12 protein-coding genes are annotated in these 14,632 nt (G+C 48.2%); 7 read left to right on the top strand and 5 right to left on the bottom strand.

The window, feature by feature from the left end; translation table 11 throughout:
• Positions 1-223: 223 nt before the first annotated feature.
• On the bottom strand, positions 224-2,161 hold the full coding sequence (locus tag VBY75_RS11335; protein WP_416512573.1) for a S8 family serine peptidase: 1,938 nt from the start codon (positions 2,159-2,161) through the stop codon (positions 224-226).
• A 336-nt stretch (positions 2,162-2,497) separates the two neighbouring features.
• Here VBY75_RS11335 and VBY75_RS11340 point away from each other — a divergent pair, with 336 nt between their 5' ends.
• Positions 2,498-3,154, top strand: coding sequence for an epoxyqueuosine reductase QueH (locus VBY75_RS11340; RefSeq protein WP_054490416.1), 657 nt, complete (start codon positions 2,498-2,500; stop codon positions 3,152-3,154).
• Positions 3,155-3,225: 71 nt separating this feature from the next.
• Here the strand turns inward: VBY75_RS11340 and VBY75_RS11345 are convergent, their stop codons facing one another.
• From VBY75_RS11345 to VBY75_RS11355, 3 genes are all read right to left on the bottom strand, one after another.
• Positions 3,226-5,349: a TonB-dependent siderophore receptor gene (locus VBY75_RS11345; RefSeq protein ID WP_416512575.1), complete on the bottom strand. Its 2,124-nt coding sequence runs from the start codon at positions 5,347-5,349 to the stop codon at positions 3,226-3,228.
• A 72-nt stretch (positions 5,350-5,421) separates the two neighbouring features.
• Entirely contained in the window at positions 5,422-5,892 is a 471-nt protein-coding gene (locus tag VBY75_RS11350; RefSeq protein WP_416512577.1) for a hypothetical protein, read from the bottom strand.
• Positions 5,892-7,037: a PepSY-associated TM helix domain-containing protein gene (locus tag VBY75_RS11355; protein ID WP_416512579.1), complete on the bottom strand. Its 1,146-nt coding sequence runs from the start codon at positions 7,035-7,037 to the stop codon at positions 5,892-5,894. Before VBY75_RS11355 ends, VBY75_RS11350 begins: the two co-directional genes overlap by 1 nt.
• A 112-nt stretch (positions 7,038-7,149) precedes the next feature.
• On the opposite strand from VBY75_RS11355, the gene VBY75_RS11360 reads away from it, so the two are divergent.
• The 6 genes from VBY75_RS11360 to VBY75_RS11385 all read left to right on the top strand — a co-directional run bounded on the left by VBY75_RS11360 (position 7,150) and on the right by VBY75_RS11385 (position 12,851).
• The gene (locus VBY75_RS11360) at positions 7,150-9,291 is read left to right on the top strand and encodes a TonB-dependent siderophore receptor (RefSeq protein ID WP_416512581.1); all 2,142 of its coding nucleotides are present in this window, start codon (positions 7,150-7,152) and stop codon (positions 9,289-9,291) included.
• A 104-nt stretch (positions 9,292-9,395) separates the two neighbouring features.
• Positions 9,396-10,319, top strand: a complete 924-nt coding sequence (ctlX, locus tag VBY75_RS11365; protein WP_416512583.1) for a citrulline utilization hydrolase CtlX — start codon at positions 9,396-9,398, stop codon at positions 10,317-10,319.
• Positions 10,312-11,145, top strand: a complete 834-nt coding sequence (locus tag VBY75_RS11370) for a putative RNA methyltransferase (protein ID WP_416512585.1) — start codon at positions 10,312-10,314, stop codon at positions 11,143-11,145. The genes ctlX and VBY75_RS11370 overlap by 8 nt, the downstream gene beginning before the upstream one ends.
• A 112-nt stretch (positions 11,146-11,257) precedes the next feature.
• Positions 11,258-11,494: a DUF4160 domain-containing protein gene (locus VBY75_RS11375; RefSeq protein ID WP_054490401.1), complete on the top strand. Its 237-nt coding sequence runs from the start codon at positions 11,258-11,260 to the stop codon at positions 11,492-11,494.
• On the top strand, positions 11,475-11,714 hold the full coding sequence (locus VBY75_RS11380; protein ID WP_054490399.1) for a DUF2442 domain-containing protein: 240 nt from the start codon (positions 11,475-11,477) through the stop codon (positions 11,712-11,714). Before VBY75_RS11375 ends, VBY75_RS11380 begins: the two co-directional genes overlap by 20 nt.
• Before the next feature lie 3 nt (positions 11,715-11,717).
• Complete coding sequence (locus VBY75_RS11385; protein WP_416512588.1) at positions 11,718-12,851, top strand: GNAT family N-acetyltransferase; 1,134 nt, start codon at positions 11,718-11,720, stop codon at positions 12,849-12,851.
• On the opposite strand, the gene VBY75_RS11390 is transcribed toward VBY75_RS11385, so the two are convergent.
• Entirely contained in the window at positions 12,848-14,623 is a 1,776-nt protein-coding gene (locus VBY75_RS11390; RefSeq protein WP_222235980.1) for an SLC13 family permease, read from the bottom strand. The two genes, VBY75_RS11385 and VBY75_RS11390, sit on opposite strands and share 4 nt — an antisense overlap.
• Between the last annotated feature and the right edge of the window lie 9 nt (positions 14,624-14,632).

The following is a 14,632-nucleotide window of genomic DNA, read 5'->3' on the forward strand; positions in this document are numbered from 1 at the left end:
TGAGTACTTGCTCACTATCTGCTGAAGACCACCTAGACGCCTTTAAGCCGCCAAAATCTCTTCATGATGACGAACAGAACGTACTTGATTGAAGGAACTGGAGGCTTTTAGCGAAGAGGGTAAAGCCCGGACACCGGCTCTGTATTCGATAAGGTTTAATGCTGTTCAAATAAAAAGGGCGCCAAAAAGGCGCCCAAAACGTTACATTTTACTCATTAAAGGTTTATTGCCACTCGACTAATAAGTCTACGCCTGAGTAGTTAGTGTAGCCTTTAAGGCTAATGTACCAACGGTCTTCAGCCGGGTTAGCAATATTACAAGTTTCGTTATTACCTGAACGGTAAGGACGGCACTCGTAGTTTGACTCGGTTGGCTGGCTGCCCTGACGAACATAAAGGTCAGCGTCGCCGCTTCCACCAGACATGGTTACGTCAAGTGATGACATGCCCGCAGGAATATCAACGTAGTAGTGAGTCCACTCGCCGCTGTTGCCAGAGAGGTCAGTAGCAGAAACAGAGTCACCTCCGCCGCCGCCAGTGCTAGGTTCTGTGAACGAACCAGTCAGGTTCAGACCAGAGAAGCTAGAGTAAGCATTGACCATGACATAGTAAGTACCGGCTTGTACGTTAGAGATAGAACAAGTTTCGGTATTACCGCTTTGGTATGGACGACAGTCGTAGCTAGACTGAGTTGGCTCTGAACCGAAACGAACGTACAGGTCAGCATCGCCTGAACCGCCGTTAATGTTAAAGCTTAAGTCAGTCGCACCGGCTGGAACATCTAAGGTGTAGTACAGAGAGTCGCCAGTTGTAGCGGACAGGTTGCTAACGGTTTGACCGTTCGTCAGTTCGCTGCCTGTTGGTGGCTCTGGATCTCCACCGCCGCCTGAGCTGTCACAGCCATTAGCGTCGATGTAGTCGATAGCGTCTTTGGTTTGTGCTAAACCGTAACCGAATTTAACGTCACGTCCTGCTGCACCTAGGTCCTGCGCTGTGGTGTTAAGAACGCCACGAATTTCTTGTGCGGTACAGGTTGGATGATGTGACCAAACTAGCGCTGCAACACCAGCTACGTGAGGTGACGCCATAGACGTACCGCTCATAGTACCGTAGTTACCTTGCTGGCCAGTGCCTTCTGGGTAAGTTGAAAGAACATCGACACCCGGGCCTGAAATTTCAACTTGGCTGTTTTTCTGCGAGAAAGACGCCAGGTTTTTACTGCTGTCTACTGCCGCAACTGAAACAACGGCGTTGTATGATGCAGGGTAAGACATTGGGTCTGTTTCGCTATAAGCTGAACCGTCGTTACCAGCAGCTGCTACAAGCAGAACGCCCTGGTTATGAAGGTCTTGCATAGCGCTGGCTTCGGTCTGGCTTGATCCGCCACCACCCAAGCTCATGTTAACGACGTCTGCGCCGTTATTAGCACAAGTTTCAATCGCTGAAACCAGTGAAGATGAATAACCCCAGCCGCTTGAGTTAAATACTTTTACAATGTGCAGGTTAGGGTTGCTGCCAATAACGCCACGAACGCCCAGGCCGTTATCTAAAGCGGCAATAGTACCAGCAACGTGTGTGCCGTGAGGGCCACCATTATCATGCCAGTTGCCTGTGCCGCTATCGTTAGTACCGTTGATGGTGCCGCCTCGTGTACCCATGTCTTCGTGCGGCAGCTCTAAACCTGAATCGATAACACAAATTTTCTTACCACCGGCAGATGCAGCTGCAACGCTGTCATCAACTAAGTCAGCCTGAACCTGGCCGATGCCGTAAGGTACGTCTTGAGCCATGAAGCGACGTTTTTGGTCAACTTCAACGTATTCAATGTTAGGGTTTTTCTCAAGGCGTTTTTTCTGTTTTTCGGTAAGTTCAGCAGCAACTGCCAGGTTATGGCGCATGCTGAGTTTTACTTTACCGCCGGCCTTTTTGACCATGTTGTTTGCGCGAGATATCGCAAGTTCAGAACGGCCACGGTTCCCCATTTTCTGTACGGCGTTACCATTATTCTTAAATTTAATAATGTACCGTTGTGGAGCGGCGCTTTCGATTTGCTTCTGGTTATCAAGTAGTGGCTGAGCTTGAGAATGCTCAGGTGGTTTTGCAAAAGCAGATGAAACCGACACTGCCAAAGCAGACAGTGTAAGAACACTTAGTTTTTTCATAACGTAATATTCTCTTTTTGTTTTTATGTGGACTGCAATGAGTCCTTCAAAGAAGGCAGCAGAGGATACGTCGTTTGGCTGCACGAAAATGACGTCGTTTGACATCATTTGTTGCATTTAATAACAAAAAATAAACGATTTAAAGGGTGATAATGTAAAGATTGTTTAAAGATTTTACAAAATTCCAACATATGTAGCGCTATAACCTAGGCCTGATATGGCCATTGAGGTATTTTCATGTTTCGGTATTTTTCGTTCGATAAACGGGTGAAGACGTGATCACCCCCGCCTGTTTGAGTTATAATTCGCACAAATTTCAGCCGCGAAGAGAGAGTTATGGCTAGAAACAAGAAAGAATCCATTGTTTTAGAGACGCCTACGGGCTCTGACCATGTGCTGCTGCACTCTTGCTGCGCACCTTGTTCAGGTGAAGTAATGGAGCGGATGGCTGAAGCGGGCATTAAGTTTACGATTTTCTTCTATAACCCAAATATTCACCCTGAAAAGGAGTATTTGCTGCGTAAAGAGGAAAATATTCGCTTTGCAGAAAAGCTTGGTGTGGACTTTATTGACTGTGACTACGACACCAAAAACTGGTTTGAGCGGGTGAAAGGCCTGGAATGGGAACCTGAGCGTGGTGAGCGTTGCAGAGTCTGTTTTGATATGCGTTTTGAGCGTACGGCGTTGTATGCGCATGAAAACGGCTTTGACACCATTACCAGCTGCTTAGGTATTTCACGCTGGAAGAATATGGAACAGATTAACGACTGCGGTCAGCGTGCGGTTGCGCGTTATCCCGGTCTGCATTACTGGACCTTTAACTGGCGTAAAAAAGGCGGCTCCGCTCGTATGGTAGAAATTGCCAAGCGCGAGCGTTTTTATCAGCAGGAATATTGCGGCTGCGTTTACTCATTGCGCGACACCAACCGCTGGCGCCTGCAAAATGGCCGCGACCGTATTCAAATTGGTGTTGAGTACTACACTCCTGAATAAACTCCCCCATAAAAAAGCCCCGAACGCTGGGAAGAAAGGCGTCCGGGGCTGCACGTGAAACTTACTAAGTCTTAAAAGTTATAACGGAAGTTCGCCATAACCGTGCGTTGCTGGCCGTAGAAACAGTCACCGCGCGCGCCACACGAGGTAATCACTGTTCTGTCTGTCAGGTTGTCAACATCCAGGCTTAAGCTGTAACTGCCCCAGTCGTAACCAATCATGGCGTCGAACACCGTGTAACTTGGCGTTTCTAAGTACAGTGGGTTGCCGTTATATACCACGTTACCGTCAGAGGTGTTCCCTACATAGCGAACGCCGGCACCAACTTTAAAGCCATTCCAGTTGTCCGGACGGTAAGTTCCCCAAACAGAAGCTTGATGATCAGGAGTGGCTGACAGTGGCTTGCCGACTTCAGATGGGATGTTGCTCTTGCTAACAGCCGCGTCGGTGTAGGCATAGCTGGCGTAAACGTCCAGAGAGTCCCAGGCAAGTTGCGCTTCAAACTCGACACCTTCAATCTCTACTTCGCCTATTTGCACCTGGCCATCCGGATTTGGTGCATCAGCATCGTTTACCGGAGTTGCCCGGTTCTCTTCGGTAATTTGATAAGCAGCAATGGTTAACAGGTGCTCTGTACCCTGAGGCTGGTACTTAATACCGGCTTCCCACTGTTTACCTTCTAATGGTACATAGGGATTTTCGTACGCATCCCGGCCAATAAGTGGAGAGAAAGACTCGCTGTAACTAAGGTATGGAGACAAGCCTCCGTCCATAAGGTACATGAAACCCAGGCGACCAGTTGTCGCATACTGATCGGTAGCACCTTCGCCTTCAGGGTTATTTGTTGCACGGTCGCGACGTAAAGCGGCTGAAATTAACCATTTGTTGTCTATACGCATGTTGTCCTGCACATACACACCCGTTTGCTGGCTAGTTAAAGAGGCATAGTCAACAACATCGGATTCAGTCGGCAAACCAGTTGCCTGGCCGTACACTGGCGCATACAAATCTAACGGGTTCATGGCACCGTAAGCGTAGTCGTTATCGGTGTAAGAGTCTTGAAAGTCCAGGCCGAAGACTAAGTCGTGCTCAACAGCACCAGTAATAACAGAGCCGTGCAACTGCAGGTCGCTGGTCCAGGTTCTTGCATCAGCACGAGACAAGTAAGAAACGCGGTTAACCGTGCGGTTGTCGTCGGCGAAAACTGGGGGCCAGCCATACATTGTGTTGTAGTCGGCATGACTGTCGTTGTAGCGACTTGCTAAGCGCAGACTCCAGTCCAGGTTTATATCGTGTTCAACAATAGCGGTTAACGCGTCCTGCTCAGTATCGTATTTATCGAAGCCCGGCTCTGACACAAAGGTGGAACTGTCAATTTGACCAAACTCGTTCGGGAACAGGGTGCCCTGCCACGGAAAAAACTGTGTACTGGAGCCTGATTCGTTACGCTGAATATTGCCGATCAAAGTAATTTTAGTGTCTTCAGAAGCGTGCCAGCTTAAGGAAGGGTTGAGTACCAGGCTGTTGTCGGGCACAAAGTCGGTTTGGGTGTCGCTGTTGCGGTATAAGCCAATGAAGCGCCCGGTTAACGACGCATCATCGTTTAAGGCGCCGGTAATGTCGCCAGCTACTTGCTTGCGCGAATAGTTGCCCAATTGTGCCCAGAACTGACCTTCGGTCTCTGCCTGAGGGCGCTTGCTGACTAAATTAATAATACCACCGGTAGAGCCTTGTCCGTATAAGACCGAGCTTGGCCCTTTCAGTATTTCAATTTGACCTAACGAGTAGGGGTTAATACGCACGTTGTTGTAGTAGCCGAACAACGACTTAAGGCCATCTAAATACTGTACTGGAGAGACGCCACGAATTTGTGCCCAGTCACCGCGGGTATCAACGCCGTAAGGTCCGTTGTATAAACCCGCTACGTAACCAATAGCGTCCTGCACTGTTACAGCGCCTAAGTCTTCAATACGGGTTTCGGTCAGGACTGAAACCGACAAAGGTGTTTCAATAATAGGAGTGTCAGATTTGGCGCCGGTAGCGCTAACGTAAGAGATAAGTCCGCGCGAACTGACTTTGATGGTCTCCATCATCTCTTCCTGAGTCTTTTCAGGGCTTTCTTCTTGTGCGTGAACGTTGGTGGCGGTTAAGGCGGCCAGGATGCTGGCCGCCAGTAAGGTCTTGTGAATGTTCATTGTTCCCCTCAAAAATTAACTGCTGTCTAAATTGAGGTGGATCGTAAATGAAAATGATTCGTGTTTAAAGTTTTATTTTAACCAATCTTCGGGAAGTTGCCATGAGGCCTTATGCACATTGCCGTCCCAGGTCTGCAATGTTACCCAAACGCGGTGTTCAGGTTGATATTGTTGTGGCGCAATAGCATGCACATGTTGCAGTAACTCACTGCCATGCAGAATGCCGACGTCATCTTTTTGCAAGGCTTCCAGGGCAACCGGTTCTTCGCCGATACTGACGTAGCCCTGGCGTATATTGCTGACTTCACCGTCATTTACATAGGCCGCAAAGTCTTTTACCCAGTCGTCGTGGTGTGCATACGGCGCATCGTTATTTAACGGCTGTATGGAAATTTCAAAAGGTCCGACTGATTTTTCTTCCCAGGCATCCGGAAACACAGGTGGCTGCAGCTGCTCATATAAAAAATAAATAGGCAGAATGAGAATTAAGCCGCTGAGTTTGAATTTGTTTCGGTTCCAGAATGTATTTTTGCGACGTGCCATTACTGAGCCCCCTCGCTTTGCAGCTGTTCTTGAGCGGCAGCTCGTCTCTCTTTCGATGCTTTAACAGTACGCGAGCCCCAGATTAAAAACCCGGTAATGGACATGGCTGACAATATAAGGCCAAAAATAAACCAGATGGCTTTGGTCCAGATGCCGCCAATAGTGCCGTAGTGCAGGGGATCAATAATATGCTGGATGGTTTGCAGCGTATTCATGCTTTCCGGTGAAACGGCACGGGCTATTTCGCCGTTCCACGGGTTAATATCAAGCCGATAGGAATACTGATCGTAAAAGATAAAGTCGCCGCCACCCATAATTTTGAACATGTCGCGGTTGTGCTCCGGCATCATAATAAAGCTGGGTCTTATATCCGGGAAACGCTGCTCAGCAATTGTCAGGGCTTGTTCAAAGGAAACCGGTGGCTGTGTTTTTTCACCCATGGGAATGTCAGAGACTTCCACTAACGGTGCATGCCCTTCAATATCGATATCGGCATGCCAAAGCACTTGCTGGGTGAAATACCAGAGGCCGGTCAGGCTCATAACAATCAGGAACCAGATAGACCAGGCACCGCCGTGCTTATGTAAGTCAGTTAATAGTGTTTTCTTGCCCTGCTTAGCGCGAACTTTAGGTTGTGTATAGGCACGCCAGAATTTTTTGTAAATAACCAGCCCGGTAACTAACGCACCTATCATGACAAATGACATGGCCGAAACTAAATAGTAGCCAACGCTATAGCCTTCTTGCCAGGGGAATAGCAGCCAGCTATGCAACGAGCGCATAAAGTTAATAAAGGTAATTCCCTGGTTCACTTCCTGAATTTCGCCGGTGTACTGGTTTACGTAAGCAATGCCATTCGGAATATTCTCGGCCGAGAAGATAACCGCATTAATAAGGTAAGGCTCAAAAGTCATTACTGTAGTGACGTTGGCGGTCGGGAACTGGCTTTTAACTGCAGCAACAAGTTCTGAAACAGGCTGAGCCGGCAAGCTGTCTGGGTTGACGGCGCGTGCATTCTCGTTAAATAGCCAGGTGAGCTCGTGACTGAAGACCGCAATGGTGCCAGTAATACAGATAAAGCAGAACAATACCCATATAGGTAATGAGCACCATCCGTGTAATTTAAACCATTGTCGCTGCGTCATTTTGAGCCCCCTGAAAAATTTTCCGAAATGATATTGTAAATACGAACAATTATCAAATACAATGTTGGCTGATAACAATTCGCATTTACAGTCTGTAGTCGGGAGACAATTCATGAAGGCATTCGCCAAAAGCTTTTTAGCGACAGCAGTAACATCGGTGCTGTTAACTTCTACTGCGTTTGCGGTGCAGTCAGAAGGTTCAGACCAAGCTGAACAAAATACCGAGACTAAAGAAAAGATTTTTGAACACATTAAAGTGACCGGAAGCCCGCTTGACCGTGCGACAACGGCAACAGGACTGCCGTTAACTCTACGCCAGACACCTCAGTCTATTTCAGTTATCGATCGCGATTTTATTGACGGTTTCGCATTAGATACTGTTGCAGATGTTATGCAATTTGCCCCGGGTATTCAGGCGCAGCAGGCCGAAACGGACCGCTTTTTCTTCCGCTCTCGCGGGCGTGACGTAACTAACTTCCAGTTTGACGGTGTACCCATTGCCTATAACAGTTTCTTTAGTGAAGCCTTAGCCGACTCGGTAGTATTTGAGCGAGTGGAAATTGTGCGCGGCGCAACCGGCTTGTTAACGGGTGCCGGGGAACCTTCTGCAGCAATTAACCTGATTCGTAAGCGCCCAAAAACAGAAGATGGCGGCTATGCGAGTGTTGGTATTGGCTCCTGGAGTAATTATCGCTTCGAGGCTGACCATTCTCAGACATTGACCGAAGACGGTAATGTGAAAGCGCGAGTGGCCATGGCCTATGAAGAAGGCGAAAGCTACGTCGACCTGTCGGAAAAAGAAAACGCACAAATTTACGCGGTAGTAACGGCCGATTTAACGACCCAAACGCGCTTGACGGTAGGTGCAGACTACAGTGAGCGGAACCCCAAAGGCAGCATGTGGGGTGCATTGCCGCTGTTTTATGACGACGGCACTCAGGCGGATGATCTACCTGTGAGTACGACAACCGCTTCGCCATGGAACAGATGGGACAGAGAAAGCACTAATGTGTTTGCGCAACTAGAGCATGCGTTTGATAACGGCTGGGACCTTCAAATGGATGTTGAGCGCCGTGAAGGTGAGATGGACGGGTATCTTTTGTACTTTTCTGGCTTCCCGAATAAAGAAACGGGAGAAGGTCTGAGTGCGTCTCCTAATCACTATGTGTCCGACCGGGAGCAAACGTCATTCCGTATTTTAGCTTCGGGCCCTTTTGAGTTATTGGGTCGCGAGCACCAGTTAACAGCAGGTGCTCTCTATGCTGAGCAGGATGTTAACGCTACGTCTTATGGTATTACCGATACGGTTATTATTCCTAGCCTGTTCGACTGGGGGAACGGGGTTGCTCGCCCTAACTTTAGCGATACGCCGGCATACAGCACGTTGGAGTCTCATACCCAGGAAGGCATTTACGCTGCTGCTCAGTTTAGTTTAACGGACGAATTTACCGCGATAATTGGTAATCGTTTAACCAACTACGATTCATTGTCTGAGTCACCCTGGGCAACAAGTGATTACGAGAACTCAAGCGTCAATACGCCTTATCTCGGCCTTGTTTACGATGTGACTGACATTATTTCCACCTACGCCAGCTACACCGAAATATTCCAGCCCCAAAATGCATTTAACGCTGACGGCGAGCTGATTGGCCCAGTTGAAGGGTCTAACGCAGAAGTTGGTATTAAAGGCGACTTCTTTAACGAAGCGCTGTCTGCCAGCTTTGCTATTTATAAAATTAAGGAAGATAACTTAGCAATCAATGATCCTGATAATACGGATCCATTGCCGGGCACGACCATTTTTCCTTCCATAGGTGTGGATGGAGCAGAAAGTGAAGGTTATGAGCTGGAGCTAAATGGTAAACCAACAGATGCGCTGAACATTTTCTTCAGTTATACGCATAATGAGTCAACGGATCGCGATGGTTCAGATTATGCACCTTACTTGCCGGAAGATATGTTGAAAGCCAGCGCGCTTTATACTGCCACTGATGCGTTAAAATTTGGTGTTAATGCAAATTGGCAAAGCGATGTATCTAACCCTGGTATTGGCCCTAATGGTGAAACCTTTAATCAGGACAGCTATACCGTAGTAAACGCTATGGCTAACTATCAGTTAGGTAAAAACTTGGATCTAAGCCTGAACGTCAACAACCTGTTCGATGAGAAATATTACTCGAGTATCGATTTTTATAATCAAGGGTTCTTCGGCGCAGAGCGTAACTTTGAGTTGAGTCTTAAATACGCCTGGTAAGTGAACTGGGTAATCATAGAAAGGGCAGTGCAACAACGCTGCCCTTTTCTTTTGCCCGTTGCTAAGCGTCAGCCAAGTTGCTATAACTGCGCGCAAATTCTGCAATGTCTATAAACGCAATGAATCAGTCGTCCGATACCGTTGTTATGGTGCGCCCGCATCACTTTGCTTCAAATCCTGAAACTATGGCGGATAATGCCTTTCAGTCGATAGCGCAGCAGGGACTCAATGTCGCCAAGGCCGCTTACGACGAAGTTACAAAGGCGGTCGAGCTGTTACAGAGTAAAGGCGTTAAAGTACAACTGTTTGAAGATACCGGCACAGAAACACCCGATTCAGTCTTTCCTAACAACTGGTTTAGCACGCACCGTACCGGAGAGCTGGTGCTGTACCCCATGTATTGCAATAACCGCCGTAAGGAACGTCGAGCCGATATTATTGAGTTTCTGCAGGAAACTTATGGATACGAAAAAACGCTCGATCTCAGCGTGCTAGAGCAAGAAGAAGTTTTTCTGGAGGGTACAGGATCGGTGGTTTTCGACCACGATAATCAATTGGCCTATGGTGCCCGCTCAAAACGCATGAACAAGAAAGCCTTGGAGCAATTGTGTAATGAGTTGGGCTATCAGCCAATGGCCTTTGATGCCACCAGCAGTGACGGTAAACCGGTGTACCACACCAATGTGCTGATGGCGGTTGGCAGTGACTTTGTTATAGCGTCTGTGGATATGATCCGCAATAAGGAAGAGCAACAGACTTTTGTTCGTTCGGTGAAGAATTCGGGCAAAACCTTAGTGCCATTAACAGAGCAGCAGATAAGCAACTTTGTAGGTAATATGCTGGAACTGGAGGTTAATGGCCACAAACTTCTGGCTATGTCTGAAACCGCTTATCGCTCATTGACCACAGAACAAATACGGCAACTGGAGCAGTGGGTTGAGTTACTACCGATAGCGGTTCCGACCATAGAACTTGGCGGCGGCTCTGTTCGTTGCATGCTGGCGCAGGTGTTTAAGCGTTATGACTAAGTCGTTAACTGATTTGATCTGCCCACTTGATGGCAAGCCGCTGCGCTTAAATGAGCGAAGCTGGCGCTGTGAGGATGGCCACAGCTACGATGTGGCGAAACAGGGGTACGTGAATTTATTGCCGGTGCAGAATAAGCGCTCTAAGGATCCTGGCGACAGCAAGGCCATGGTGCAGGCGCGTCAGGAGTACCTTGAGCAGGGATACTACGAGCCTCTGGTCCGGGCTTTGGCGAACACAGTGTTGGCGGAAGGTGATCAGGCGGTGCTCGATGCGGGCTGTGGTGAAGGCTATTACTTGCGCTATTTGGTTGAACAAGCTGAGCAAAAAGGCATTGATTTACGTGTAGCGGCTTTGGATATCTCCAAATGGGCGGTACAAGCGGCGGCAAAGAAAGACAAGCGTTTGAGCTGGATGGTGGCATCGAACGTTTCTATCCCATTAGCCGACAGTAGTGTCGATACTATTTTATGCGTATTCGGATTTCCGGTAGAAGCTGAATTTAAGCGGGTTTTAAAGCCCGGAGGCCGGTTGATTATGGTGGACCCTGCCGGTAGCCATTTAAAAGAGCTGAAAGCCATTATTTATTCTGAACAGAAAAGTAAAAATGAGGCGCTGCCGATAACCGATTCCGCTTTTGAGTTGACCTCTGAGCAACAAGTAACTTTTCCGGTATCCTTGGCATCAAATCAGGCGATAAAAGATTTACTTACTATGACTCCCCACCTATACCGAAGCAGCGCTGAAGGCCGTGAGCGCATCGAAGCTCTCAGCTCATTAGAGCTGACAGCCGATGTATGGGTGCGGGTTTTTAGCTACGAAAATTAGTGCCGGATGAAATGAGCTGGCAAATGACTACGTACTTTTAGGTTATTTCATAACGTTCTATTGTTTGGTTTTTTCTAAGCTTGGTTTCTTTATAAAGCCTGGAAACTAAAGCATGCCGACAATACTAAGAATTGGTGCTTATCGCTTTTTCTTTTATAGTAATGAAAACGGTGAGCCTCCTCACATTCATGTGCAGCGAGACAACAAGCTGGCAAAATTTTGGCTTAAGCCTGTTTTGATGAGCAGTTCGATAGGCTTTTCATCGTTTGAGCTTAGGCGTATAAGCAAAATTGTCGTTCAACATAAAGAAGAGCTTCTGGAGGCCTGGGATGAATACTTTAGAGATTGATCGCCATCCTGTAGCAGTGAATGTATCCGTTACCGAAGCAACGCTTGAGGTCGAGCTAGCTGATGGACGTAAAATTTCTGCACCCATTGTCTGGTTTCCTCGTTTGGAAGCGGCCACGGAAGAGGAACGTAAAGATTGGCATCTGCTGGGAAATGGCCAGGGAATTCACTGGCCACAATTGGATGAAGACATTAGTGTGTTGGGGCTTTTAAGCACCTAACGCATGCAAACAGTTATACACTCAACAATAACCACTATACCTAAGGCTGACTGGAGCCGGTTATTTAAGAGTGATTACCCTTTTACTTGCTATGATTTTCTGTTGGCGCTTGAGCAGGGCGGTAGTCTTGGGCCTCAGCGAGGCTGGTTGCCGCAATACGTCACGGTACATGACAATAGCGACACACTGATTGCCATTATGCCGTGGTTTAAAAAGATCCATTCCTATGGTGAGTATTTGTTCGACTGGGCTTTTGCTGAAGCCTACGAGCGTTATGGTTTTCAGTACTACCCCAAACTTATCAATGCTATACCTTTTACCCCGTGTCAGGGGCCTCGTCTGGCTACTGCCGAGAGCGTTAATGCTGCTGATGTTCTGCCGGTTATTGAATCGGCGTTGATGCAGGAGCACGATGTCAGCAATTTGCAGTGTTTGTACGTTGAGCCGAATGTAAGCGAGGCTCTGGCAGAACAAGGTTGGTGGCAACGCTTTGATATCCAGTTCCTCTGGCAGAACCGAGGTTATAGTTCCGTTGACGACTTTCTCGGGGCTTTGGTGTCACGCAAGCGCAAGTCCATACGCAAAGAGCGGCAAAAGGTGTCAGAGCAAAATGTCGAAATGCGAACCTTACAGGGTACCGAATTAACCGCAGATTTTTGGCATCAATTCATTGTGTTTTACCAGCGCACCTATTTAAAACGCTCAGGCCATGGCGGTTATTTAACCCCGACTACCTTCAAACTTTGGGGTGAACATTTAGCTGACCATATTGTGGTTTTTGCGGCTTACCGAAATGACGAAATGCTGGCGGCGTCATTATGCTTTAAAAGTGAAGACACGCTTTACGGGCGTTACTGGGGTTGTCAGGAAGAGCTTGAGTTTCTGCATTTTGAAGCTTGTTATTATCAGGGTATTGAATACTGCATAAACCATAACCTTAGCTACTTTGACGCCGGCGCACAGGGCGAGCACAAGCTGCATCGAGGCTTTGAGCCTGTGCTTCGTGAAGGTTTTTACCGGTTTATGCCGTCTCCTCTTAACGACGCCATTGAACAGTATTGTCGGGATGAAAGCACCGCGTTACGCGAACATCTAAAAACATTGCGAACTTACCTGCCTTATAAAGACCGCGCTTAATACAGCGGCCATACCAGCAATATCATGACCAGAGCGACGGCGGCAACAACCAGCGACAGCGGCAAGCCCAGCCGCCAGTAATCGCTGAAGTTATAGCCGCCCGGACCCATAACCAGAATGTTCGACTGGTGTCCTATTGGCGTTAAGAACGGAACTGCGGCTCCAATAGCGACGGCCATCAAAAATGGATCCATACTGGCACTGAAGCTACTGGCCATGCTGATACCTATGGGAGCCATAAGTACCGCAGCTGCTGCATTATTGACAATATTGGACAGCAACATGGTGACTATAAGTAGTAAGCCGACGGCCACAAATTCCGGTGACCCCTGGCTGATATAAAGTACGGCATTGGCAATGGTGTCTGCGGCGCCACTGCGTTCCAGCGCAGACCCCAGTGGTATGGTTGCGCCTAACAATACGATGATAGGCCAGTCTATAGAATGATAGAGCTCTCGCAGGGGTAGAATATTGGTTATAACCATAAGGCCTGCGGCCAGTGAAAAGGCGACAGGAACCGAGATTAAACCAAACGCAGCCGATAAAATGGTTGCGGCAAAAATACCCAAAGGCAACATTAAACGTTTTGACGAACCAATGCGCAAGCTGCGCTGTGCCAGCGGGAAGCAGCCAAAGCGCTGAAATACGTCATCGAGGATCTCTGCGTCTCCCTGCAGTAATAAAACGTCGCCCGGCTTAAAGCGAATATTGGCCAGTGCGGTGCCCAGCTTCTGACCTTCTCGGGCGACGCCAAGCACGTTGATGCCGTAGCGGCTGCGCAGTTTAATATCGGCGGCAGAGCGCCCAATAAGCCGCGAGTCGTGTCCGACAATTCCTTCTATTACGGTAATGTCATCGGATTTTAAGAAACGGTCATCGATTTCTTCTTCGGCATTAAGCTCAAGCCCAGTACCGTCAATAACTTGCTGGATAGTTTCCGCGTTGGCTTCAACTATTAATACGTCTTCAGACTTTAGCCGCAAATAACGAGCCGGTGCTGACCAACGCTTGTCACCGCGCTGCAGCGCAACAATAACAAAGTCGTCTTCTGTACGGTTTTCAAGTTCGTACAGAGTTTCGCCTACAAAGCTGGACCCTTCGGGCACGTACAGTTCTGTCAAATAGCTGCTTACATCGTAAAGCGATTCTGACTTTGATTTACCGGCCTTTTCCGGTACCAGCCAATGACTGAGCAACCACATGAAAAGCAAACCGGCTATAGCAATACTGAGGCCAACGGGCGTAAATTCGAAGATACCAAAGGTTTCACCCATTGCCTCTCTGCGTATGTCGGCAATGATAATATTTGGCGGCGTACCCACCATTGTAATGGTGCCACCCAGTAAGGAGCCAAAAGCCATCGGCATAAGCAGTTTGGACGGGTTATTGCCGCTGCTGCGGGCTAACTGAAGTGCAACCGGGATCATTATGGCCATGGTACCGGTGTTACTGATAAACGCAGAGCAGAAAGTTGTGACCGAGGTTAGGGCTATCATCTGCACCCAACGCTTATCGCCAATGTTTTTCATGGCGGAAGCCAGTGCATCAACCACACCTGAACGCCACAGTGCCTGGCTTATAATGAGTACGGCGGCCACGGTAATGACCGCGGGGTTGCCAAAACCACTGAATACTTCTGCTGTTGGCACCAAACCAAGAATAGCTGCGGATAATAGCGCCATCATAGCTACCAGGTCATAACGCCATTTATCGATGACGAAGAGCACCAGCATAGCAACTAATATGATTCCGATAAGCCATTGATCCAGCATGTAAGACGC

Origin of the sequence: Idiomarina sp. HB, from assembly GCF_048059115.1 — a bacterium.
Taxonomy (GTDB): domain Bacteria; phylum Pseudomonadota; class Gammaproteobacteria; order Enterobacterales; family Alteromonadaceae; genus Idiomarina; species Idiomarina abyssalis.